General features: G+C 67.4%; 29 protein-coding genes. 18 read left to right on the forward strand and 11 right to left on the reverse strand.

The features are described from left to right. Positions 1 to 8 precede the first annotated feature (8 nt). The 3 genes from QN347_RS10950 to QN347_RS10960 all read right to left on the reverse strand — a co-directional run bounded on the left by QN347_RS10950 (position 9) and on the right by QN347_RS10960 (position 2,047). Positions 9 to 404 (reverse strand): hypothetical protein, encoded by a 396-nt coding sequence (locus QN347_RS10950; protein WP_323494024.1) that lies wholly within the window; start codon positions 402 to 404, stop codon positions 9 to 11. A gap of 98 nt (positions 405 to 502) precedes the next feature. Beyond that, positions 503 to 1,363 carry an NAD(P)-dependent oxidoreductase gene (locus QN347_RS10955; protein ID WP_322162015.1) on the reverse strand — a complete coding sequence of 287 codons (861 nt, stop codon included), beginning with the start codon at positions 1,361 to 1,363 and terminating at the stop codon, positions 503 to 505. Between the two features lie 267 nt (positions 1,364 to 1,630). Beyond that, entirely contained in the window at positions 1,631 to 2,047 is a 417-nt protein-coding gene (locus tag QN347_RS10960; RefSeq protein ID WP_322162017.1) for a secondary thiamine-phosphate synthase enzyme YjbQ, read from the reverse strand. A 46-nt stretch (positions 2,048 to 2,093) separates the two neighbouring features. Here QN347_RS10960 and QN347_RS10965 point away from each other — a divergent pair, with 46 nt between their 5' ends. The 3 genes from QN347_RS10965 to QN347_RS10975 all read left to right on the forward strand — a co-directional run bounded on the left by QN347_RS10965 (position 2,094) and on the right by QN347_RS10975 (position 5,070). After that, positions 2,094 to 3,125, forward strand: a complete 1,032-nt coding sequence (locus tag QN347_RS10965) for an NAD(P)H-dependent flavin oxidoreductase (protein ID WP_206365601.1) — start codon at positions 2,094 to 2,096, stop codon at positions 3,123 to 3,125. 256 nt (positions 3,126 to 3,381) lie between these two features. Further along, positions 3,382 to 4,086, forward strand: coding sequence for a TIGR02594 family protein (locus QN347_RS10970; RefSeq protein WP_322162020.1), 705 nt, complete (start codon positions 3,382 to 3,384; stop codon positions 4,084 to 4,086). Between the two features lie 174 nt (positions 4,087 to 4,260). Further along, entirely contained in the window at positions 4,261 to 5,070 is an 810-nt protein-coding gene (locus tag QN347_RS10975) for a hypothetical protein (protein WP_322162021.1), read from the forward strand. A gap of 1 nt (position 5,071) precedes the next feature. Here QN347_RS10975 and QN347_RS10980 read toward each other — a convergent pair whose 3' ends face one another. The 4 genes from QN347_RS10980 to QN347_RS10995 are packed head-to-tail and all read right to left on the reverse strand — an operon-like array spanning position 5,072 to position 7,982. After that, complete coding sequence (locus tag QN347_RS10980; protein ID WP_322162023.1) at positions 5,072 to 6,577, reverse strand: hypothetical protein; 1,506 nt, start codon at positions 6,575 to 6,577, stop codon at positions 5,072 to 5,074. Beyond that, positions 6,574 to 7,332, reverse strand: a complete 759-nt coding sequence (locus QN347_RS10985) for an ABC transporter ATP-binding protein (protein ID WP_189676287.1) — start codon at positions 7,330 to 7,332, stop codon at positions 6,574 to 6,576. The genes QN347_RS10980 and QN347_RS10985 overlap by 4 nt, the downstream gene beginning before the upstream one ends. Further along, entirely contained in the window at positions 7,329 to 7,562 is a 234-nt protein-coding gene (locus tag QN347_RS10990) for a helix-turn-helix transcriptional regulator (RefSeq protein WP_322162025.1), read from the reverse strand. Before QN347_RS10990 ends, QN347_RS10985 begins: the two co-directional genes overlap by 4 nt. Continuing rightward, complete coding sequence (locus tag QN347_RS10995; protein WP_133191558.1) at positions 7,563 to 7,982, reverse strand: hypothetical protein; 420 nt, start codon at positions 7,980 to 7,982, stop codon at positions 7,563 to 7,565. It abuts the gene before it with no gap. Positions 7,983 to 8,095: 113 nt separating this feature from the next. On the opposite strand from QN347_RS10995, the gene ybgC reads away from it, so the two are divergent. From ybgC to QN347_RS11040, 9 genes are all read left to right on the forward strand, one after another. After that, a complete protein-coding gene (gene ybgC, locus QN347_RS11000; RefSeq protein ID WP_133191559.1) occupies positions 8,096 to 8,581 on the forward strand; it encodes a tol-pal system-associated acyl-CoA thioesterase in 486 nt (161 codons plus the stop codon). A gap of 8 nt (positions 8,582 to 8,589) precedes the next feature. After that, the gene (gene tolQ, locus QN347_RS11005) at positions 8,590 to 9,279 is read left to right on the forward strand and encodes a protein TolQ (RefSeq protein WP_189676644.1); all 690 of its coding nucleotides are present in this window, start codon (positions 8,590 to 8,592) and stop codon (positions 9,277 to 9,279) included. 47 nt (positions 9,280 to 9,326) lie between these two features. After that, the gene (tolR, locus tag QN347_RS11010) at positions 9,327 to 9,764 is read left to right on the forward strand and encodes a protein TolR (protein WP_322162029.1); all 438 of its coding nucleotides are present in this window, start codon (positions 9,327 to 9,329) and stop codon (positions 9,762 to 9,764) included. Beyond that, on the forward strand, positions 9,761 to 10,753 hold the full coding sequence (locus QN347_RS11015) for a cell envelope biogenesis protein TolA (protein ID WP_322162031.1): 993 nt from the start codon (positions 9,761 to 9,763) through the stop codon (positions 10,751 to 10,753). The genes tolR and QN347_RS11015 overlap by 4 nt, the downstream gene beginning before the upstream one ends. A 9-nt stretch (positions 10,754 to 10,762) precedes the next feature. After that, a complete protein-coding gene (gene tolB / locus QN347_RS11020; protein ID WP_322162032.1) occupies positions 10,763 to 12,187 on the forward strand; it encodes a Tol-Pal system beta propeller repeat protein TolB in 1,425 nt (474 codons plus the stop codon). Between the two features lie 100 nt (positions 12,188 to 12,287). Further along, positions 12,288 to 12,794: a peptidoglycan-associated lipoprotein Pal gene (gene pal / locus QN347_RS11025; RefSeq protein WP_133191564.1), complete on the forward strand. Its 507-nt coding sequence runs from the start codon at positions 12,288 to 12,290 to the stop codon at positions 12,792 to 12,794. Positions 12,795 to 13,070: 276 nt separating this feature from the next. Then, a complete protein-coding gene (locus tag QN347_RS11030; protein ID WP_322162033.1) occupies positions 13,071 to 13,973 on the forward strand; it encodes an SPFH domain-containing protein in 903 nt (300 codons plus the stop codon). Positions 13,974 to 13,984: 11 nt separating this feature from the next. Next, on the forward strand, positions 13,985 to 14,200 hold the full coding sequence (locus QN347_RS11035) for a toxin-antitoxin system HicB family antitoxin (RefSeq protein WP_133191566.1): 216 nt from the start codon (positions 13,985 to 13,987) through the stop codon (positions 14,198 to 14,200). Further along, positions 14,187 to 14,456, forward strand: a complete 270-nt coding sequence (locus QN347_RS11040; RefSeq protein ID WP_322162035.1) for a hypothetical protein — start codon at positions 14,187 to 14,189, stop codon at positions 14,454 to 14,456. Before QN347_RS11035 ends, QN347_RS11040 begins: the two co-directional genes overlap by 14 nt. Positions 14,457 to 14,465: 9 nt before the next feature. Here QN347_RS11040 and QN347_RS11045 read toward each other — a convergent pair whose 3' ends face one another. The 3 genes from QN347_RS11045 to QN347_RS11055 form a co-directional block, all read right to left on the reverse strand. Next, positions 14,466 to 15,341 carry a S1/P1 nuclease gene (locus QN347_RS11045; protein WP_322162037.1) on the reverse strand — a complete coding sequence of 292 codons (876 nt, stop codon included), beginning with the start codon at positions 15,339 to 15,341 and terminating at the stop codon, positions 14,466 to 14,468. A gap of 269 nt (positions 15,342 to 15,610) precedes the next feature. Then, positions 15,611 to 16,525, reverse strand: coding sequence for an isoaspartyl peptidase/L-asparaginase (locus tag QN347_RS11050; protein WP_322162039.1), 915 nt, complete (start codon positions 16,523 to 16,525; stop codon positions 15,611 to 15,613). Further along, positions 16,525 to 17,664, reverse strand: a complete 1,140-nt coding sequence (locus QN347_RS11055) for an acyltransferase family protein (protein WP_322162041.1) — start codon at positions 17,662 to 17,664, stop codon at positions 16,525 to 16,527. Before QN347_RS11055 ends, QN347_RS11050 begins: the two co-directional genes overlap by 1 nt. 101 nt (positions 17,665 to 17,765) lie before the next feature. Here QN347_RS11055 and ispG point away from each other — a divergent pair, with 101 nt between their 5' ends. The 6 genes from ispG to QN347_RS11085 are packed head-to-tail and all read left to right on the forward strand — an operon-like array spanning position 17,766 to position 21,304. Next, positions 17,766 to 18,908: a flavodoxin-dependent (E)-4-hydroxy-3-methylbut-2-enyl-diphosphate synthase gene (gene ispG, locus QN347_RS11060; RefSeq protein WP_189676279.1), complete on the forward strand. Its 1,143-nt coding sequence runs from the start codon at positions 17,766 to 17,768 to the stop codon at positions 18,906 to 18,908. Between the two features lie 36 nt (positions 18,909 to 18,944). Then, complete coding sequence (locus tag QN347_RS11065; RefSeq protein WP_322162043.1) at positions 18,945 to 19,190, forward strand: AbrB/MazE/SpoVT family DNA-binding domain-containing protein; 246 nt, start codon at positions 18,945 to 18,947, stop codon at positions 19,188 to 19,190. Further along, a complete protein-coding gene (locus QN347_RS11070; RefSeq protein WP_322162045.1) occupies positions 19,187 to 19,567 on the forward strand; it encodes a type II toxin-antitoxin system VapC family toxin in 381 nt (126 codons plus the stop codon). The genes QN347_RS11065 and QN347_RS11070 overlap by 4 nt, the downstream gene beginning before the upstream one ends. Positions 19,568 to 19,569: 2 nt before the next feature. Then, positions 19,570 to 20,478, forward strand: a complete 909-nt coding sequence (locus QN347_RS11075) for a DMT family transporter (RefSeq protein WP_322162047.1) — start codon at positions 19,570 to 19,572, stop codon at positions 20,476 to 20,478. Next, on the forward strand, positions 20,475 to 20,954 hold the full coding sequence (locus QN347_RS11080) for a GNAT family N-acetyltransferase (RefSeq protein ID WP_189676275.1): 480 nt from the start codon (positions 20,475 to 20,477) through the stop codon (positions 20,952 to 20,954). The genes QN347_RS11075 and QN347_RS11080 overlap by 4 nt, the downstream gene beginning before the upstream one ends. Then, entirely contained in the window at positions 20,954 to 21,304 is a 351-nt protein-coding gene (locus tag QN347_RS11085; RefSeq protein ID WP_322162049.1) for a TfoX/Sxy family protein, read from the forward strand. The genes QN347_RS11080 and QN347_RS11085 overlap by 1 nt, the downstream gene beginning before the upstream one ends. Before the next feature lie 127 nt (positions 21,305 to 21,431). On the opposite strand, the gene ppa is transcribed toward QN347_RS11085, so the two are convergent. Continuing rightward, a complete protein-coding gene (gene ppa, locus QN347_RS11090; RefSeq protein ID WP_322162050.1) occupies positions 21,432 to 22,007 on the reverse strand; it encodes an inorganic diphosphatase in 576 nt (191 codons plus the stop codon). Positions 22,008 to 22,045: the final 38 nt, after the last annotated feature.

Below are 22,045 nucleotides of genomic sequence, written 5' to 3' on the forward strand. Positions count from 1 at the left end.
CGGCGCGCTCAGTCGTGGCCGAGCAGTTTCGTCGCGAGCTTGCCCACGAACGTCACCGGATCGCGCCCGCGGCCATAGCCGAAGTGGCGCATCTCGGATTTGTTGCAGTCGCGCTGCCCGGCGAACATGCCGCATGCGCCGACCGGGGTCAGCGCCGCCATGCCGGTGCCGCGTGTGACGCGGGCGTCGTCGGGCTCGTCGTCGGGATTGGCCCAGCCCTCAGCGGCCGCCATCGGCGTGCGATCATGCCGCGAGGCGCAGACGATGATGGCGGCGGAGGTCGACGCCGCGGCGCAGCGTCGCAGGATCGCGAGGCGGTCGCGCGCGGGCGAATGCGCGAGATCGAAGTCGATCGGCAAGGCCGCGCCCGCGCTCTGGAGGATCAGCATCAGCACCACCGACATCGGCCATCCTCCGCACTGCGTACGGAGTGGCGACAGATCGCGGCGGAACGATGGCAAACCTCTGCAGAAGCGCGGCTATTTCCGAGCGAGACGCCCGATCATTCCTTCCGCGCGTACGGCCGGCTCGCGATGCCCGACCAGTCCTGCTCGCCCATCCCGGCATCGACCGCGGCACCCATCCGCGTGCGCACCGCGTCGAGCACCGGCAGCGTGATCTGCGCCGCATCGGCGAGCTCGGTCGCGAGCCTCAGGTCCTTGAGCCCCAGCTTCATCTTGAAGCCCGGCGTGAAATCGCCCGAGACGATCTTGGGCGCATAGCTTTGATAGGCGCGTGCGCCGAACAGCGTGCCGGTCATCAAGTCGAGGAAGGTGTCGGCCGCGACGCCATTGTCGCCCGCCAGCGCGACGCCCTCGGACATCGCCTCGATCGCCATGGTGATCATCATGTTGCCCGCGATCTTGGCGGCATTGGCTTGGGCGGGTTCGGTGCCGAGCGGCCAGACCTTGGTCGAGAGCGTCTCGAGCAACGGGGTGATGGTGGCAACAGCGTCCTCGGGCCCTGCGACGACGACGTTGAGTTGCGCCGCGGCGGCGGCATCGGGGCGGCCGAAGACGGGGGCGGCGACGTACGCCAGGCCGCGCTTGGCATGGTCCGCCGCGAGTGCCTTCGAGAAGGCGACCGAGATCGTCGCGGCGACGATATGGATCAACCCGGCGCGGGCGGAGTCGAGTGCGCCCGAGTCGAGCAACACGCTGCGGATCGCGGCATCGTCGGCGAGCATCGTGAACACGACTTCGGTGTCGAGCGCGGCAGCGACACTGTCGACGATCGTGACGCCGGGGACTTCGGCTGCGTCGACCGGCGAGCGGTTCCACGCGTGGACCTGATGGCCCGCCTTGGCGAGGTTGACGGCCATGGCGCTGCCCATCTTGCCGAGCCCGATGAAACCGATCTGCATGTTGAGGATCCTGTCTGGAGAAGCTGCAAGCGCAAGCGTTTGGCGGGGAGGGAGGTTCCGGGGTCGGATGTGGTCGAAGGAAGAAGGTCGAAGGAAGAAGAAGGCCCTCACCCAACCCTCTCCCGCAAGCGGGAGAGGGCTTACGCGCTGCGGGCCGCCTGCCTCTTTCCCAGCCCTTCCTGCCTTTCTAACCGTCTCCCGCTTGCGGGAGAGGGTTGGGTGAGGGTCTTCTGCCTTCTGCCTTCTGCCTCCTGCCCATCCCCAACGCTATTCCCCGATCAAATGCACCGCCACCCGCCGCCGATGCGCACTCGTGCGATGTTCGAACAGATAAATCCCCTGCCACATTCCCAGCACGAGCCGCCCGCCCACCACCGGAATCGACAAGCTCGTCGCAGTCAGCGCCGCGCGCAAATGCGCGGGCATATCGTCGGGCCCCTCATCGTCATGTTCGTACGCCGCGCTCTCCGGCGCGATCTTCGCGAAATAGCGCTCGACGTCGCGCTGCGCGGCCGGCGCCGCATTTTCCTGAATCAGCAACGATGCCGAGGTGTGGCGGACGAACAATGTCAGCAACCCCGTCTCGATCGCGCTGTCCGCGACCCAGCGCACCACCGCGTCGGTCATCTCGTGGAGGCCCTGCCCGGGGGTCGCAATCACCAGTTCGGTCGAAGTCTGTCGCATGACGCGGGCTTGCCCCAAAGCCCCGCGCGCGGCTAGGCCTGCGCGCATGAACGAAATCTCCTCGACCGGCGCAGCGCGCCTCGCCCGGCGCATGGCGCGCGGTTCCGCATTTCTTGGCTCGGAGGTCGCGATCCTGTGTGGCGCGATGTCGTGGGTGTCAGAGCGCAACCTCGTTGCCGCGGTATCGAACGCCGGCGGCTTCGGGCTGATCGCATGCGGCGCGATGACGCCCGAGCTGCTCGACCGCGAGATCGCCGCGACCAAGACGCTGACCGACAAGCCGTTCGGCGTAAACCTCATCACGATGCACCCCGCGCTGTTCGACCTGATCGACGTGTGCAACCGCCACGGCGTGGGCCATGTCGTGCTGGCAGGCGGCCTCCCGCCGACGGGCTCGATCGATGCGATCAAGGCGAACGGCGCCAAGCTGATCTGCTTTGCCCCCGCGCTGTCGCTCGCCAAGAAGCTGATCCGCTCGGGCGTCGACGCGCTCGTCGTCGAGGGGATGGAGGCGGGCGGGCATATCGGCCCGGTGTCGACCAGCGTGCTCGCGCAGGAAATCCTCCCCGAAGTCGCCGACAAGGTGCCGGTCTTCGTGGCGGGCGGGATCGGCCGCGGCGAGGGGATCGCGGCGTATCTCGACATGGGCGCGGCGGGCGTCCAGCTCGGCACGCGCTTCGTCTGCGCGACCGAGAGCATCGCGCATGCCAATTTCAAGAAGGCGTTCCTGCGCGCATCTGCCCGCGATGCGGTGGCGAGCGTGCAGATCGATCCGCGCCTGCCCGTCATCCCGGTGCGCGCGCTCAAGAATGCCGGCGGCGACCTGTTCACCGCCAAGCAGCGCGAAGTCGCGCAACTGCTCGACGAGGGCAAGGTCGCGATGGCCGAGGCGCAATTGCAGATCGAGCATTATTGGGCGGGCGCGCTGCGCCGCGCGGTGATCGACGGCGATGTCGAGCATGGCAGCCTGATGGCGGGCCAGTCGGTCGGGATGGTGACCAAGGAAGAGCCCGTCGCCGAGATCATCGCGGTGCTGATGGCCGAGGCTGCGGCGGCGCTCGAGCAGCGCGCAGCCTAACGGTTGCGCGCGACGCGTGGAGCGTTCGCCTTACGCAAGTTAAAGATACAAATTAGGTCAATATCAAGGGTGTTGATTGCGCCGAGGTTCTTCCGTGTCTCGGTCGACACGCCGCCACTATAGGTGGCAGCGCTGGTAAAAAGCCCTGAAATATGCCACAAGACATCGATCTCGATTCGTTGGTCATGGCCAATGATCCATCGGATACTGTTTCGCGTCGTACAGCGTCTATCCATACTCTTGATGGGGTTGGCCGATGACGACGAACTTGCTCGATGTGCAGGAGGCGCTGCAGGCAAAGGGCTTCGATCCCGGGCCGCTCGACGGCGTGCGCGGGCGAAAGACGATCGCCGCGATCCTGGCATTCCAGTCCGCCGCAGGACTGATGCCCGACGGGATCGTCGGGCGGCAGACCCTCGCCAAGCTGATCCCCGGCACCGATCCCGCGACGCTGACGCTCGCCTCGACGATCCCCTGGCTTGCCGAGGCGCATCGCCTGCTCGGGTTGAAGGAAGATACTGGCGCCGGCAGCAACCAGCAGATCCTGCAATGGGCGCGCGATCTGCACATCGCATACGACGATGACGATGTCCCGTGGTGCGGGCTCTTCGTCGGCCATTGCATCGCGTCGCAACTGCCGCGCGAGCCGCTCCCCGCCAACCCGCTCGGCGCGCGGTCGTATGAGACATTCGGCAAGAAAGTCGCGCCGCAGCCGGGCGCTATCATGGTGTTCTGGCGCGAGTCGGAGGGCAGCGGCAAAGGCCATGTCGGCTTCTATGTCGGCGAAGACCAAGTCGGCGATTTCCTGATCCTCGGCGGCAATCAGGGCAACGCGGTGTCGATCATCGGCAAGCCGCGCGCGCGCTTCCTTGCGGCGCGGTGGCCGATAACCGCCCTGCCGGCGACGGGCGGGCCGGTGCTCGCCCAGGTTCCGGGTGTCGGCAACCAGGTCGAAGTGTAACGCGGCGCACGGTCCATCGGTTCAAGTGCCGAGCCTCCGCCCGCAGCCTCGTCGTGCCCTGGCAGCGGTTGATCGAGCGCGCGGATCACCGCGTCTCGGCATCGCCGACCTCCGCCCGGTAACGCCGCGTTAACCCTGTCATGCGACACCCAAGTCCCGGACTGGAGTTGCGTGATGAGATCGATTCGAATTTCGGCGTCCGCGCTGTTGCTGGCTGGAGTCGCGGTGATGAGCGGATGCGCATCGCATCGCTTGCCATCGGTCGCGACGGTCACGCCGCCCCCCGTGGCGATCGCCACGGCGCCCCCTGCGGGCAGCTATCCCGGAATGCCGATCCCCGCGCGCCTCGCCGACGGATCGTACGCCACGCCCAATCGCGCGCTCAGCGCAGCGGCGACCGTCTGGCACTTTCGCGCCGGGCTCAACGTCGCGGCGCTCGCGTGCCGCGGCCCCGGTGATGCGCTCGTCGCCGCGCGCTACAATGCAATCCTCACGCGCCAGAGCAGCGTCTTGCGCGACTCCGAAGCAAGGCTCGCCGACGAATATCGCGGCAGCGGCGGGACCGCATGGCGCGCGCGCTACGACCATGCGATGACCGTGCTCTACAATTTCTTCTCGCAGGGCTTTGCGCACGACACCTTCTGCGCGTCGGCGACGCAGATTCTCGCGGAGAGCGAGACGATCGCACCCGCAGCGTTCCCCGCCTTCGCGGCGGCGCGCCTGCCGGTGCTCGACGGCGCCTTTACCGATTTCTACGCGCGCTACGATCGCTGGCGCGCGGGCGCAGCGCCGGCTGCGATCACGGCACCAGCGCCGCCGCCGATCGTCGCGCAGCGCCGCGCAGCGCCGCGCGCGACGCTGGCATCGACGCCCGCGACGCCGTGGATCCAGCTCGATCAAGTCGCGTTGCTGCCCGATCCCGAGAGGCGCGAAGTCCACGGTGGTGCGCCGCGCACGCTCGCTGCGACGCGCCCGCGCCGCTGAGTCAGCGCTGGCCGATGACCATGCGCAGCGCGCCGAGGTCGCCCGAGACGAGATAGACCGCGATGGCCGCCCCGCCGCCGAACACCACGGCGATCGCGACCGACGCCAAGCCGGCAATGACGCCGCCTTGCCGCCGCCGCGCGAAGCTGCTGCGCTGGCTCGGCTTTCCGAGCTTGAGCTCGGCATAGCCCGCACCCGCGCCGCCGAGCGCGGTCATGATTACGGTGATCAGCGCGCCAAGCGGCGTCTGCCAGGCGAGCCCGATCGGCAGCACCAGCGCGAACGGCGCCGCCATCGCAAACGCCGCCAGCAGCTTCGCGCGGTTGATCTGGTCCTTGCTGACCGGCGCGACCGCGAGCAGATCGGGCGCATCCTCCGCCGACACCGTCAGCCAGGCAAAGCTGCCGACGAGCTGGCTCGCGATCAGGACGCTGGCAAAGGCGAGGGCTGGCGGCACCGGCACCGCATGGCGGCTGCCGAGCATCGCGAGCACGAGCGGCGCCATGTAGATCAGCCGCATCACGATCTGGAAGGCGAGCGCCGGATCGCGCGCGAGCAGCCGCCATTCCTTGGCGAAAATCGATCGCGTTAGCCCGGCATGGAACAGCCGCTGGCTCGCGCGGCCGGTCGGCTTGCTGCGCGACAGGCGGTTGCCGCCGTCCTGATAGCCCGACAGGAACAGCCGCTGGAGCGTCAGCCCCGCACCCGCAAACAGCAGCAGCGCGACGCCGAGCAGGATCGCGATCGCCAGCGGATCGCCGAACGCGGCGCGCCCCGGCAGGCTGCTCAGGCCGTGCGTGCCGAACCCGCTGGCACGCAGCCGCTCGAAGTGCGCGACCATCGCGCTGCCCTTGTGGTCGGCGCGCGGATAGAGCTGCGAGGCGAGGAACACCGCGCCGCCGAGCAACGCCGCGAGGATCTGCCCGAAGGTGCGCGCGGCCCGTGGCCCGACCAGCGTCGCGACCGCGAGCGTCAGCGCGATCCCGACGGCGCTCGCGGTCAAGGCGAGCGCGACGAGCAGCGCCACCACGCCGAACAACTGCGGGTGACCGAGCACGGCGACGGGCACGACGATCGGTAACAGCAATACGGCATAGGTCAGCGCGATCGTCGCGGCGATGCCGAGCATCTTGGCGAGCAGCACGCTGCTTTCGGGAATAGGCGCCGAGAAGAGCAGAGCCAGGTCGCCCGTGTCGTACAGGCTGCGCTGGCTGCCGAGAACCGCTTGCGCGGTCATGAAGCTCAGCATGAGCGCGCTCACGCCAAGCGCCGCGATGCGCAGTTCGGGCAGGACGGGGATCGCGGTGTCGCGCGCCGCCCAGCCGATCAGGCAGCCGATCGCCAGCCATGCCGCGATCAGCAGCCAGCCGATCACTTGCGTCGCGCCGAGCCGCGCGAGCAAGCCCCGCCGCCCGCTGGAACTGCGGGCGCGCACCGCCAGCCGCACTTCGTTCAGCGCGAGCCAGCCGAACGAGCCCGGCGGGACGTGACGCATCGCCCAGTTCACGCCGCGACGGCGTCCGGCGTGGTCAGGCGGATGAACGTGTCCTCGAGCGTCATCCCCTCGGTCCCCGCACGATCGCGCAATTCGTCGAGCGTGCCCGCGGCGAGGAGCTTGCCGCCGCCGATGATGCCGATCCGGTCGGCCATCCGCTCGGCGACCTCGAGGATGTGCGTCGTCACGATCACGGTCTTGCCAGCATCGACCGCGCTGCGCAGCGCGTCCTTGACCGAACGCGCCATGCTCGCATCGAGCCCGGTCAGCGGCTCGTCGAGGATCAACAATTTGGGATCGTGGATCAGCGCGCCGGCAAGCGCGACCTTCTGCTGCATGCCGCGCGAAAAGCCCTCGCAGCGCGTGTCGCGTTGCTCCCACAGGTCGAGCCAGTGGAGCAGCCGGTCGGCTTCCTGCGCGGCATGCGCCGGGTCCATCCGCCACAGCCCGGCGACGAAGGCCAGATATTCGAGCGGGCTGAGCTTGTCGTAGAGCATCGGCTCGTCGGGCAGCCACGCGGTGATCGCCTTGGCGCCGAGCGGATCGCGGCGTGCGTCGACGCCGAAGATCTCGATCGAGCCGGCGTCTGGCTTGGCGAGCCCGGCGACCATCCGCAACGTCGTCGTCTTGCCGGCGCCATTGGGCCCGAGCAGCGCATAGAGCTGTCCCGCGGCGATATCGAGGTCGAGCCCCGCGATGACGGGCTTGTCGAACGCCTTGGCCAAGCCTCTGATCCGCAGCGCCAAAGGGGAAGAGAAATCGCTCATGTGTTCTGTTTAGGCGATACACTCGGATCGTCCAGCCGAAACAGGGCCTCGACGGGACGATCGAGCGCGACGGCGAGTTTCAGCGCGAGAATCGTCGAGGGAACGAAGATTCCATTCTCCACGGTGTTGATCGTCTTGCGACTGACGCCGACGCGCTCGGCAAGCGCGGCCTGCGTCAGATCGAGCCGTTCGCGTTCGGCCTTGAGCGTGTTGTGGAGTGTTTCGGCCATTCAGCGCGCGGCCTGCAGTTCGAGCGTCGCGAGCCGGACCTGCGCCGCGACGATCGCCGTGGTAAAGATGATCCGCGCGCTGTCGCTTGCCGAGAGCAGCCCGGGCACGTCGCCGATCGCAAGCATCGCGGCGGCGGCGAGCAGGCCCGCCCAGAAGCCGATCGCACTGCTTGCGCGGCGATGCTCGCGCGTGACCTCGTCCTCGAGCAATTGTGCGAGCGGGCCGTTCTTCAACCGTGTCACCAGCGGCGAGAGATAGAGCACCGAGACGAGCGTGAAGCCGAACCACATGCCCTGGAAGAAGGAGCCCCGCGATGTCGCGAAGGTGAGGCCAAGCAACACGACGGTGAGGCCCGCAAAGGCGTATAGGCCAAGCGCGCGCGCGCGCGCCTTGCGTTCGGCGAGTTCGATCATTCCCATCATCATTCCCCTTTCGAGTCGTAACCTACGGGTTACATGTAACCTAAGTGTTACATCGCCGCAAGCGCCGTAAAGGGTTCCCTCGCTTGCCCGGTTAGATTAACAGCCGGGGCATGACGACGGCCAGCGACCTCGATCAGCCCGCGCAAGGCCGCATCGTCGGAACCGTCCACCGGTTTCCGCTGCGCGTCTATTTCGAGGACACCGATCTTTCGGGAATCGTCTATCACGCCAATTACCTGCGCTACATGGAGCGCGCGCGCTCGGACATGTTGCGCGTCGTCGGGATCGACCAGCGCGCGCATCAAGAAGCCGGCGGTGGAGCCTATGCGGTGACCGCGCTCGCGATCCGGTATCGCGCGCCGGCCAAACTCGACGACGCGCTGATCGTCCTGACGACGCTCCAGAATGTTCGTGCGGCGTCGGTCGATATTCAGCAACGAGTCATGCGCGGCGAGACGATACTCACCGAGGCAGACGTCACCGCGGCCTTGGTCGCGACAACGGGCCGGCCGCTGCGCCAGCCGAAGGAATGGATCGCGGCGTTTGCCCAAGCGATGGGCGAACGCGCGATGGGATCAGGGGATAGCGCCACGTGAACGAAATCATGCTCAACACCGACGCAACCACGCTGTCGCCGATCGCGCTGTTCCTCCAGGCCGACTGGGTGGTGAAGACGGTAATGATCGGTCTCTTGGCGGCGAGCGTGTGGACCTGGGCGGTGATCCTCGGCTTCTTCTTCCGGCTCGGCGCCACGCGTCGCAAGACCGCGGCTTTCGAGCGCGATTTCTGGAAGGCCGAGGATATCGATGCGTTCCACCGGCTGCATAACGAGAGCGATCTGCCGATCGCGCGCGTCTTCACGGCGGGCGTCGCCGAGTGGCGCCGTTCGACCGTTGGCGGGCAAGTCGACCGCGGCGGCACGCGCGAGCGGCTGGCGACGGCGATGGGCGCGGCGGTCGCCAATGAGATCGACCAGCTGTCCGATCGGTTGAACATCCTCGCGACGGTCGGCTCGGTCGCGCCGTTCGTCGGGCTGTTCGGCACGGTGTGGGGGATCATGCGCAGCTTCACCGGCATCGCGCAGGCGCAGAACACCTCGCTTGCCGTCGTCGCGCCGGGCATCGCCGAGGCGCTGTTCGCGACCGCGATCGGCCTGTTCGCGGCGATCCCGGCGGTGATTGCGTACAACCGCTTTTCGCATGGCATCAACCGCATCGAGGCGCGGCTCAACCGCTTCGCCGACGGTTTCCACGCGACGCTCAGCCGCCAGCTCGAGAGCGAGGTGCGCCGGTGAGGGGCGCATTTTATTCTCCCCTCCCGCAAGCGGGAGGGGAGTAGAAAATGTCGATGAACCTCCCCTCCCAGCGCGGCCGCGGGCGTCGCGCGCCGATGGCCGACATCAACGTCACGCCGCTGGTCGACGTGATGCTGGTGCTGCTGATAATCTTCATGGTCACCGCGCCGTTGCTTACCGCAGGCGTGCCCGTGACGCTGCCCGACAGCCGCGCGAAGGCGCTCGACCAGGACCAGAAGCCGCTCGTCCTGTCGCTCGACGGTGAGGGGAAGCTGTTCCTCGACAAGGATCCGCTCAGCGAAGCGATGCTGCCCGACGTGCTCGCGCAGCTTGCCGCCAAGGGCGATCCGGCCAAGCCGCCGCAGGTCTTCCTGCGCGCCGACCGCAAGCTCGATTACGGGCACGTCATGCGTGTGATGGGCGAGCTCAACCGCGCCGGCTATAACCGCGTTGCGCTGGTGACGGTGGGCCAGGACGGCCAATGACGCGAGCGGAGCAATACGGACTCGGGGCGGCCGTGCTCGGCCATGTCGCGTTGTTCGCGCTCCTGTCGCTTGCCTGGAGCAGCGCGCCTACCCCGCCGCCGATGAACAAGCCGATCGAAGTCTCGCTGGTCGACGACGTCGCGCTCGACCAGACCGCACCCGCGGCGCCTGAGCCGCCTGCGCAATCCGCCGCGCCCGATCCCGGGCCCCCCGCCGAGGCGCCGCCGCCCGAAGCGGAAGAGGTCGCGCCCGAGCCGGCTCCACCCAAGCCTGCGCCGGTGGTACCCAAGCCCGCGCCACCGAAGCCTGCACCCAAGCCGGCGCCGAAACCCGAGCCCAAGCCCGACGCAGTGCCGCCGCCCAAGCTCGCGCCGAAGCCCAAGCCTGCGCCCAGGAAACCCGCCGCCGAGAAATCGGAGGCGGCCGACAAGCCCGCTGCCAAGCCGGCACCCGCCAAGGCCGCACCCGCGAATGCCGCACCCGCCAAGAGCGCGGCATCGACCAAGGCGGTGGCGACCGCCAAGGCGACGGGTACCAATCCAAAGGCGACCAAGGCCAAGCCGACCGGATCGCTGCTCGACGATGATTTCCGCAAAGGCCTGACGCAGTCGCCCTCCAAGGCCAAGGCGTCCGAAGCCGCGCCCGGCGCGACGATGGATGCCAAGGCCGCCGCCGACATCGGCTCGGCGATCCGCCGCCAGGTCCAGCCGTGCGCCGATCGCCAGGTCAATCCGGGCCCCGGCGCGTCGCGTATCGTCGTGACGATCCGGCTGTCACTCAACCGCGACGGGTCGCTCGCCGGGCGGCCGACCGTGTCGGACGATCATGGCGGGGTCGATGACGAGAACCGCCGCTATGTCGACACGGTCGATCGCAACGCGATCGCGACCTTCGCCGGCTGCGCGCCGCTGCGTGGGCTTCCGCCCGAGCTTTACGACGTGCAACGCGGGTGGAAGACCTTTATCCTGCGCTACAAACTTCCCGGCTGAGGAAAGACGATGATGCTCCCCAAGACGATCCTCGCGCTTGCTCTGGCCGCGGTCCCCGCGGCGACCCTGGCGCAAACGGGATCGGCGCCGCTGCCGGTGCCGTTCCCGAATAGCCCGCAGACCGCGCCGCAGGCTGGCGGGCAGGCGGGCGCGGCCAATCCGCAACAGCAGGGCGAGCTCGTCGTCGATGTCGTCGGCGGCGTGTCGGCGCCGCTCGGCATCGCGATCCCGGTGATGCCGACGTCGGAGGCGGTCAGCACGGCTGCCGGTCGCACCGACGAACTCGGCCGGCAATTGTCCGATATCGTCACCACCGATCTGCGCAATTCGGGGCTGTTCAAGCCGCTCGGCGGCGACGCGCTCCATCCGATCGCCTATCCCGAAGTAACCGCGCCGACCTTCGATTACTGGGGTCCGGCAGGTGCCTCGGCGCTCGTCCAGGGGTTCGTCCGTGCCAATGGCGACGGGACGCTGACGGTCGGCTGCTATCTCTACGACGTCTCGTCGCGCGCCGAGATCGCGCGGCAGGGCTTCGTCGTGCCGCCGAGCGAATGGCGCCGTGCGGGGCACAAATGCGCCGACATGGTCTATTCGAAGCTGACCGGCGAAGGCCCCTATTTCGACAGCCGCGTCGTCTACATTTCGGAGACCGGCCCTAAGGGCAAGCGCATCAAGCGGCTCGCGATCATGGACCAGGACGGCGGCAACCACCGTTTCCTGACCAACGGCCAGGCGATCTCGCTGACGCCGCGCTTCTCGCCTGACCAGCGCTCGATCGTCTATATGAGCTATCTCAAGGATCGCCCCGCGATCTACGTCTATGATCTGGCGAGCGGATCGTCGCGGCTGCTCGTGGCGAGCGCCAACCTGACCTTCGCGCCGCGCATCTCGCCCGATGGCCGCTTCGTGCTGTTCTCGATGGCGGTCGGCGGCAATACCGATATCTACCGTGTAGCCTTCACGGGCGGCAGTCCGCAGCGGCTGACCGATTCGCCCGGGATCGACACCGGCGCGACCTATTCGCCCGATGGCGGCCGAATCGTGTTCGAGAGCGATCGCTCGGGCACGCAGCAGCTCTATGTGATGAATGCCGACGGATCGTCGCAGCAGCGCATCAGCTTCGGCAGCGGGCGCTATGCGACCCCGGTGTGGAGCCCGCGCGGGAACCTCATCGCCTATACCAAGATCGGCGGATCGTTCCGCATCGGCGTGATGAGCCCGGCGGGCGGCAACGAGCAATTGCTCACCGACGGCGCGCAGGACGAGGGCCCGAGCTGGTCGCCCAACGGCCGCGTCATCATGTTCTTCCGCTCAGGGATGGGCGGCGGCGGGCGGGCCGATCTGTGGTCGGTCGATCTCACCGGGGTCAATGTCCGGCGCGTTCCGACGGTGCTCGATGGATCCGATCCCGCCTGGGGACCGTTACGCCCCTGATATCAAGCCAAGCGTTTGACTCACCGTTGCGACCGGGCGAAGCCGTTGGCTTACCTCGGTCTGTGCCCGAAACGACCTTTTACCTCTGGGAGAAGCCGCCATGGCGAAACTGACCACGACGCTGCTGATTGCCACCGCTCTGCTCGCAACCACCGCGTGCAGCAAGAAGCGCCCCGCCGAGCTGCCGCCCGCGCCCGGGGCGGTAACCGATCAGAGCGGCTCGGGCGGGCAGGGAGCCATCGTTCCCGGTTCGCGCGCCGATTTCGAGCGGTCGGTGACGAGCAACACCGTCAATTTCGCGCTCGACAGCTACAGCCTCGATGACCGTGCGCGGTCGATCCTCGACAGCCAGGCGACGTGGCTCGCGCGCTATCCCAACACGCCGGTGAGCCTCGAAGGTCATGCCGACGAACGCGGCACGCGCGAATACAATCTGGCGCTTGGCGATCGTCGTGCGCTCTCGGCGAAGAACTATCTCGCGGCACGCGGCGTCGCGCCGGGCCGGATTTCGACGATCAGCTACGGCAAGGAACGCCCGATCGCGCTGGGTTCGGACGAAGCCAGCTGGGCGCAGAACCGTCGCGCGGTGACGATCGTGCTGAACTAAGCTGATCCGTCACCCCGGGCTTGTTCCGGGGTCCACTCGGATGCGCGCCCTACGGTCGTAGAATGTGTGGCACGGTGGACCCCGGCACGCGGCCGGGGTGAAGAAGATGGGGATGGGGGCGACGTCGGCTTTTGCTGGCGTCGCCCTTGCCATGTCCGTGACCCTTACCCCTCCCGTCGCTATCCTCCACACTCCCTCTCTGAACGGGCGAGGGAATAGGCTTGCCTCTCCCTAAATCCCGATATAAATGTGATATCACATTAACGGGAGGCATTGATGGTCGAGTCGCCAACACGCAACACAGCACTCACGCTGTCGCACGAACACACCGCGGCTACGTCGAGCGGGTACATGATGTTGATCGTGATGCTCGTGGCGCTCGGCTTCGGGCTGTTCGGCGCGAGCTTGCTTCAGGACGAATCGACGCTCGGCGGCGCGCTTGTCGCGATCGCGGCGCTCGTCATCGCCTTTGTCGCCTGTGGTTTCTACATGCAGCAGCCCAACCAGGCGACCGCGATCACGCTGTTCGGCGCGTATAAGGGCACCGATCGCAAGACCGGCTTGCGCTGGCTGCTCCCCTGGCTCGCGCGGAAAAAGGTTTCGCTGCGGGCCAACAACATGATCTCCGAGCGGTTGAAGGTGAACGACCTGCGCGGCAACCCGATCGAGATCGCCGCGCAGGTCGTGTGGCGCGTCACCGACACTGCGCAGGCGCTGTTCGACATCGACGATTATAAGGCGTTCGTCATCGTCCAGATCGAGGCGGCGGTGCGCACGATCGGCGCGCGCTACCCGTATGACGATTTCGAGCATCAGGAAGTGACGCTGCGCGGCAATCACGACCAGGTCGCCGCCGAGCTGCGCGCCGAGCTGATCGCGCGCCTCGCGACCGCGGGGATCACCGTTGACGAATGCGGCTTTACGCACCTCGCTTATGCTTCGGAAATCGCCGGCGCGATGTTGCGTCGCCAGCAGGCGCAGGCGGTGGTCGCGGCGCGCAAGACCTTGGTCGAGGGCGCTGTCGGGATGGTCGAGATGGCGCTCGCCTTGCTCAGCGAGAAGAACGTCGTCGAGCTCGATGACGAGCGCCGCGCGGCGATGGTCTCGAACCTGATGGTCGTGTTGTGCGGCGAGCGCGATACGCAGCCCGTCGTCAACGCCGGCTCGCTCTACCAGTAACGAGCTGGACGGTGGCGGCTCCTCCCAAGAAGGCGTTCGCGCTTCGCCTCGACCCTTCGCTGTACGCGGCGGTCGAGCGGATCGCGGCGGCCGATCTCAGGAGCGTCAACGCCCAGTTCGAATGCCTGCTGCGCGAGGCGCTCGCCAAGCGCGGCGTGAAGCTCGAAGCGCCCAACCCGCCCCGGCGCGGGCGGCCACCCAAGGAGGACGACGATGCAGACGCGTGACGTGATCGACCATTACCGCGCCGAGCCGGGTTATTGGTTCGTGCCCAAGCTGTTCGGCATCGGCGCGACGCCAGTGACGTGGCAGGGCTGGGCGCTGACGATCGGGTTTGCGGCGTTGCTCGTTGCCGACATTCGCTTCGTGCACGAGCCGGTCGCGCAAATCGGCATCGGCGTTGCGCTGTTTGCAGTCTTCACTGTGATCGCGGTGCGCAAGACCAAGGGCGGCTGGCGCTGGCGCTGGGGCCTACGCGGCTGAGCTGAACCGTCAGCCGAGCGCCTGGTCGAGCAATTTCGCCAGGCGCAGCCCGCCGCGCTCGACCTCGAGCCGCGCGATCGGCACGGCCTTCTCGATCGTCGCTTCGTCCATCGTGACGTGCGCCGGCGTCGGCGCGCAGGGATCGGCCATCACGCTCGCATAGGTCACGTCGCGCGCGACCTGCCAGCTCTCGCGGCTCCAGTCGGTGACGTCGCCCGCGGCGATCTTCGCGCGCACGGCGGCCGGGTAGCGGCGCACGATCGGCGGCCCGCTGGTGATCGCGCGCTCGGCGAGATAGCCGTCCCAGATGCTGTGGAGGTTCAGCCGCGCAGTGCCGTAGCCGCCATAGCTGGCGAGCACCTTGTTGCCGCCCTGATCGTCCTTCTCGCCGGCATGCAGCGGCTGGTGGAGATCGCCGACGAAGTGGACGAGGAAGGCGAGCGCCTCGACGCGGTCGTGGAGCGGCGCGCGCTTGTTCTTGAGCACAGCGACGTCCTTGGTGATCTGCGCCGAGACGCAATTGCCGTCCTTGCACGCCGCGACGAGGTCGAACGGGTGGCAGATGTTCACGTCCTGATAGTGCCAGTTATAGGCATAGCCGAAGCGCGATTTGCCGTCGGGGCCCTTCAGCGGCTTGATGCAATCGGCCCACACCGCGGCGTCGGATATGGTCGAGGCCTTGCACTCGGGCGTGCCGAGCAGCTCCGAATGTGCGAGCAGCGCGCGGATCGCCAGGCGCGTCTTGGGGCGGACATTGGCGTCGGCGATCTGCGCGATCGTCTGGTGGCCATATTCCCAATAGGCCGCCGCCGGCGACGCGGTCGCCGCGATGATCAAGGTGGCGGCAACGGCAAGGCCGGGACGAACGCGACGGAGACTGGTCATGGGCTCCGGCCTTAGCGGCGTTGCTCCTCCCGCGAAAGCGGGTCTCGCAAGTCCGATGCCGAAACGAGACGTTCCGTCGCCGTCACGCCCGCTCTTCGCGCCTTCGCGTCTTCGCGTGAGAAAAGAAGGGGTGCTCACGCGAAGACGCGCAGGCACGAAGAGGCGAAAGCAACCGCCTCTGCATCCGCCGCGCCTCTGCGCGAACCCATCTTCTTTTTCGCGCAGAGGCGCGGAGGACGCGGAGGAGAAGAAGGGTTTTGCCTTGCAGGCTATTCGTCGCCGAACACCGCGACTTCGCGGCCCCCGGCGGAGTCAAGGCGCGCGCGGTACATGCCCGGCGTCGAGAACCGCCACAGCGCCTCGCCCTGCGGCCCCGCGACGATGATGCCGCCGGTCCCGCCGAGCGCGGTCACTTCGGCCAGCACCGTCTCGACCGCCGCTTCCAGCGTTTCGCCCGCCAGCCGCACCCGCGCGCAAATCTCGTGCGCGACGTTCGCGCGGATGAAGAATTCGCCCGATCCGGTGCACGAAACGGCGCCTGCGCGATCATCGGCATAGGTGCCCGCGCCGATCAGCGGCGAATCGCCGATCCGGCCCCAGCGCTTGCCTGTTACCCCGCCGGTCGAGGTCGCGGCGGCGACATGGCCGTGCACGTCGCACGCCACCGCGCCGACCGTGCCATATTTCATGTCGACATCGAACGCGCCGCCGCCTTCGAGCATCTCGTCGAGCTGCGCGCGCCGCTCGGGCAGGACCAGCCAGTCCTGTGTCGCGGGCTCGCAGCGTTGCTCCACCGAAAACGCGTCGGCCCCCGCACCACTCAGCAGCACATGCGGACTGTTCGCCATGACGGCGCGGGCAAGGCTCACCGGATTGCGTGTCGCCGTCACCCCTGCCACTGCGCCCGCATTGCGATCCCGACCGTCCATGATCGCTGCATCGAGCTCGGCGACACCGGCGTGCGTCAGCGCCGCGCCGCGCCCCGAATTGAAGTGCGGATCATCCTCGAGCACGCGCACCGCCGCCTCGACGGCATCGAGCGCCGCACCGTCCGCTGCCAGCACCGCCGCGCCCGCATCGAGCGCGCGGCCGAGCGCGGCGCGCGCACCCTCGGCCTGTGCCTGCGAGACGGTGTCGCGCGTCATCTGTCCCGCGCCGCCATGGAGTATCAGGGTCCAGCTCATCACGTCTCTTTCGTCTGGGGGAAGGGGCGCAGCCCGATCAGCGGGCGCAGCCAGCCGATTTCGCGGCCGATCGCGTAAAACAGCCAGCATCCGACCAGCGTCGTCACGACCAGCACGCCGAACTCGACCAAGCGCGGCAGGCCGAACGGGAGAAGCGCGCCCTCGACCCCGACGATGATCGTCTGGTGAATGATGTAGAAGGGGAACACCGCCTCGGTCAGCACGCGGCGCCACGGCAGGTCGCGGTTGAGGTGGCTGTCGGCAAAGCCGATCAACGCGACGATCATGCTCCAGCCCTGCACGGCGCGCGCGCTGGCGAACAGGATACCCCATGGCCAGGTCGGCATCGAGCTGTTCGGCCAGCGCAACTCGGTCGCGGCGACAATTCCGTAGCAGGCGATTCCGATCGCCAGCGCCCATGGCCACAATCGCCGCATCGTCGCCAGCGCCGGCGTGGACCCGGCGAGCGCGAAGCCGAACAGGAAGGCGGGCAGATATTGGACATGGCTCACCGAATCGCCGACCAGATCGTTGCTCGGCCCGATCCCGGGGAACAGCCAGGCGCTCACCAGCACGAGCCAGGCGGCCGGGAGCAGCCACACCAGCCACCCGCCGAACAGCCGATCGAAGCCGCGCTGAAGGCTGCGCTGCCCCATCGCGGCGACGAGCACCGCCAGCACCATCGTGTAGATCCAGAGATACGCGACGAACCAAAGATGCTGCCACGTCGGCAGCGCGAGGCCGTTGACGACGCGGAAGCTGAAATAATCGTGGAGCAGGAAATACCCGAAATCATGGGTGTAGCCGTGCTGCGTGATGAGCTCGACCCACGGCTGGAGCGGCACCACGACGATCACGCCGAACAGGAGCGGGATGATCAGCCGCCACGTACGGTTGACCGCGAAATGCCCGGTTGCGGGCCCGCGTACCAGCAGCGCCCGGCTGGCATAGCCCGACACGACAAACAGCAGCAGCAACCGCCAGCTGTTGACCGCGAGCATCGGGATCGCGACCCATGCCAGCGGCTGCGCGGTCTTGGCATGATATCCCCACGGCACGAACACCATGCCGATATGATAGAGGATCAGCAGCGCGAACGCGCCGATGCGCAACCAGTCCAGTCCGTAATGCCGTTCCATCGCGCGGCCCTAATGCGATGTGCCCGATCGAGCAAACTCTAGCGGTTTCCGATGGCGCGGATCGTCGCTATATGGGCGCGACCAACCAGAGGAAGTTTTCCATGTCCCTCCGCCCGTGGCGCGACATCAACCGTCGTCAGAGCCGCCAGATCATGGTCGGCAACGTGCCCGTCGGCGGCGACGCGCCCGTCACCGTCCAGACGATGACCAACACGCCGACCGACGACGTCAAGGCGACGATCGACCAGATCCGCCGCTGCGAGGATGCCGGCGTCGACATCATCCGTGTGTCGTGCCCCGACGTGGAAAGCACCGCGGCGCTGAAGCAAATCGTCCGCGCGAGCCGCGTGCCGATCGTCGCCGACATCCATTTCCACTACAAGCGCGCGCTCGAAGCCGCCGATGCGGGTGCGGCGTGCCTGCGCATCAACCCCGGCAACATCGGCTCGCCCGCCCGCGTCAAGGAAGTGATCGACGCGGCCAAGTCGAACGGCTGCGCGATCCGCATCGGCGTCAATGGCGGGTCGTTGGAAAAGCATCTGCTCGAAAAATATGGCGAGCCGTGCCCCGACGCGCTGGTCGAATCGGCGATGGACCATATCAAGATCCTGCAGGACCATGACTTCCACGAGTTCAAGGTCGCGGTGAAGGCGTCGGACTTCTTCCTCGCGGTGGCGGCGTATCAGCAACTCGCCGAACAGGTCGATTGCCCGCTGCATCTCGGCATTACCGAGGCGGGCGGTTTCGTCGGCGGGACGGTCAAGTCGTCGATCGGGATCGGCTCGCTGCTGTGGTACGGCATCGGCGACACGATCCGCGTCTCGCTCTCGGCCGAGCCCGAGGACGAGGTCCGCGTCGGCTTCGAGATCCTGAAAGCACTCGGCATCCGCAACCGCGGCGTGCGCGTTGTGTCGTGCCCGTCGTGCGCGCGACAGGGGTTCGACGTGATCCGCACCGTGCAAGCGCTCGAGGAGCGGCTCCAGCATATCCGCACGCCGATGTCGCTCTCGGTCCTCGGCTGCGTCGTCAACGGCCCGGGCGAAGCACGCGAGACCGATATCGGCCTGACCGGCGGCGGCAACGGCAAGCATATGGTGTATTTGTCGGGCGTGACCGATCACACGGTCAATTCCGAGGATATGCTCGAACATATCGTCAAGCTGGTCGAGGAAAAGGCAGCGTCGATCGAAGCGCATGATGCGGCGCTGGCAGCGGCGGCGCCGGTGGCTGTGGCGGCGGAATAGGTCTTGTGGTATGTGTCAGGTCTCGGGAGGCCTGACATGACCTATCATGCCAAAGTGATCGCTGGCGGCAAGATCGTTATCCCGGCGGAGTTGCGCCGCGAATTGGGGATTGCGGACGGTGACTCGCTCGTGCTCGCCAAGAGCGACGATGGCGGAATATCGCTGAAAACCTACGGGCAGGTCGTCCGGGAGGCGCAGCAGGCGTTCCGCGAGATGACCGGTGACGACTATTCCGTTGATCAGTTCTTGCGTGAGCGCGTGAGCGACTGGCGCGAGGAATGAGCGTCGTTCTCGATGCGTCAGCAATTCTCGCGGTGCTGTTGGATGAACCCGGCGCGGAGATTGTGATCCCGGTGATGCGCGGGAGCGCGCTCTCGGCGGTGAACGCGTCGGAGACGTTCCAGCGTGCGGCAGACAAGGGCCATCAGACACAGCGCGTTCTCACATTGCTGAAGGGCCTTGAGATCGAAGTCGTTCCTTTTTCGGTGGATCACGCGATCGCTGCGGCCGATTTGCGTCCCGCAACCAAGGCGGCGGGTATTTCGCTCGGCGATCGCGCCTGTCTGGCGCTCGCCGCCGAGCGGCGCGCGACCGTCTATACCGGAGACCGTCGACTCGCCGGCGTCGATATCGGTCTCGAACTTCGACTGATCCGCTGAACATGCGTGTGCCAACACCGAAGAAGGTGGGTGCGGCGCTCGCTTTCGCTGTCGCCGCCGCCGGCATCGCGACCTATTCGGCGATGGACGTGCTGATGAAGGGCCTCAGCATCACCAGCGGCGCCTATTCGGCGGTGCTGTGGCGCTCGGTCGTCGGCGTGGTGTTGCTCGGCACGATCTTCGTGCTGCGGCGGCGGCCGTTTCCAGGGCGCGCGGCGCTCAAGCTGCACGCGCTGCGCGGCGCGACGGCGGGCTTTTCGGTGCTGCTCTTCTTCTGGGGCCTCGTGCGCGTGCCGATGGCGCAGGGGATGGCGCTGACCTTTCTCGCGCCGCTGATCGCGCTCTATTTTGCTGCCGCCTTGCTTGGCGAGACGATCCGGCGTGCGGCGATCCTCGGGTCGATCGTCGCGAGTCTGGGCGTGCTGGTGATCGCCGCAGGGGAGGTGCAGGGGCATGCCTCGACCGCCCATGTGCTCGGCTCGCTCGCGATCTTCGCCGCGTCGATCTTCTACGCCTACAGCCTGATCCTGCTACGCCAGCAGGCGCAGGTCGCCGATCCGCTCGAGGTCGCCTTGTTCACCAGCGTGGTGCTTGGGGGGCTGCTGCTGCTCGGCGCGCCGTGGTTCGCCGGGCTGCCGACCACAGCGCAGCTTCCGTCGATCGGCGTGGCGGCGGTGCTCGGGTCGCTTTCGGCGATGGCGCTCGCCTGGGCGTACAGCCATGCCGAGGCGCAGGTGCTGGCACCTGTCGAATATACCGCTTTCGTCTGGGCGTCGCTGTTCGGCTGGTGGGTTTTCCACGAGACCGTCTCGCTCTACACCGCGGGCGGCGCGGCGCTGATCATCCTGGGATGCGTCCTCGCCGTGCGCGGCCATGCCGCACCCGCTCCACAAACCGAGGCTGCCGCATGATCGAAATCCGTCCCTCCACCCCCGCCGACGTCGCGCTGATCCTGCATCTCGTGCGCGAGCTCGCCGAGTTCGAGCGCGCCGCCGACAAGGTCGTCGCGACCGAGCCGTTGCTCCACGACGCGCTGTTCGGGCCGCACCCGGCCGCCGAGGCGGTGATCGCCGAGCTCGACGGCAAGCCCGTCGGGATGGCGCTGTTCTTCCACAATTTCTCGACCTGGACCGGCTGGCGCGGGCTGTATCTCGAGGATCTCTACGTCACGCCCGAGGCACGCGGCGCGGGCGTCGGCAAGGCGTTGCTCCAGCATCTCGCCAAACTCGCGGTCGAGCGCGGCTGCACGCGCTTCGAATGGTCGGTGCTCGACTGGAACGAGAAGGCAATTGCCTTCTACCGCTCGATGGGCGCCGCGCCGATGGAGGAATGGACCGTCTACCGCGTCACCGGCGATGCGCTCGCCAAGCTGGCGGGGCAGGGCTGATGCCGGTCGATTCGGGCCTGATCGCCTGGATCGAGGAAGCGCTCGCACCGCTGGGCACCGTGACCAAGCGCGCGATGATGGGCGGGGCGACGCTCTATCTCGACGGCACGATCTTCGCGATCGCGGTCGAGGACGGGCTGTGGATCAAGGCCGATGCGACGAGCGATGCGGTGTGGGATGCCGCCGCCTGCCCGCGCTTCAGCTATACGATGGGCGAGGGGCGTGAAGGCTCGATGAACTATCGCCGCGCGCCCGACGATGTCTATGACGACGCCGATGCGCTGCGCGAATGGGCGGCGCTTGGCGTTGCGGCGGGGATGCGCGCGCCAGTGAAGAAGGCGTGGACGTAGCCGCTACCACCCCTCCCCTTCAGGGGAGGGGCAGGGGGTGGGGGAGGTCTCACCGAGCCTGTCGGCGGTGGACGCGATGGACGGCCCCACCCCAACCCCTTCCCTAAAGGGGAAGGGCTCAAGCGATTCAGTCCTGCTGCGCGACTTCGCCCGGTGCAGGGTCGCCGGCCTTCTTGGCCTGCTCATAGCGTTCGATCGCTTCGATCACGACCTTGCGCGCTTCGTCGCGGTCGCCCCACTTGCCGACGCGGACCCACTTCTTCTTTTCGAGGTCCTTATAGTGCGTAAAGAAATGCTCGATCTGCTCGAACACGATCTCGGGCATGTCGCCGCGCTCGTTGACGTTCGAATAATACGGGAAGGTCGAATCGACCGGCACGCAGACGAGCTTCTCGTCGCCGCCGGCCTCGTCCTCGAGGTTCAACACCGCGATCGGCCGCGCGCGCACGACGCAGCCTGGGATGAACGGCGAACGCGCGACGACGAGCGCGTCGAGCGGGTCGCCATCGGGCGAGAGCGTGTGCGGCACGAAGCCGTAATTCGCCGGATAGCGCATCGGCGTGTGCAGGATGCGGTCGACGAACAGCGCGCCCGACGCCTTGTCGAACTCATACTTGACCGGCTCGCCGCCGGTCGGAACTTCGATGATCACGTTGAGGTCGTCCGGCGGGCCCTTGCCGACCGGGATCATGTCGATACGCATAGTAAGTCCTTAACTACACTGAATAATATGGAAGAAAA

Origin of the sequence: Sphingomonas sp. 10B4 (assembly GCF_035019905.1) — a bacterium.
GTDB lineage: Bacteria > Pseudomonadota > Alphaproteobacteria > Sphingomonadales > Sphingomonadaceae > Sphingomonas > Sphingomonas glacialis.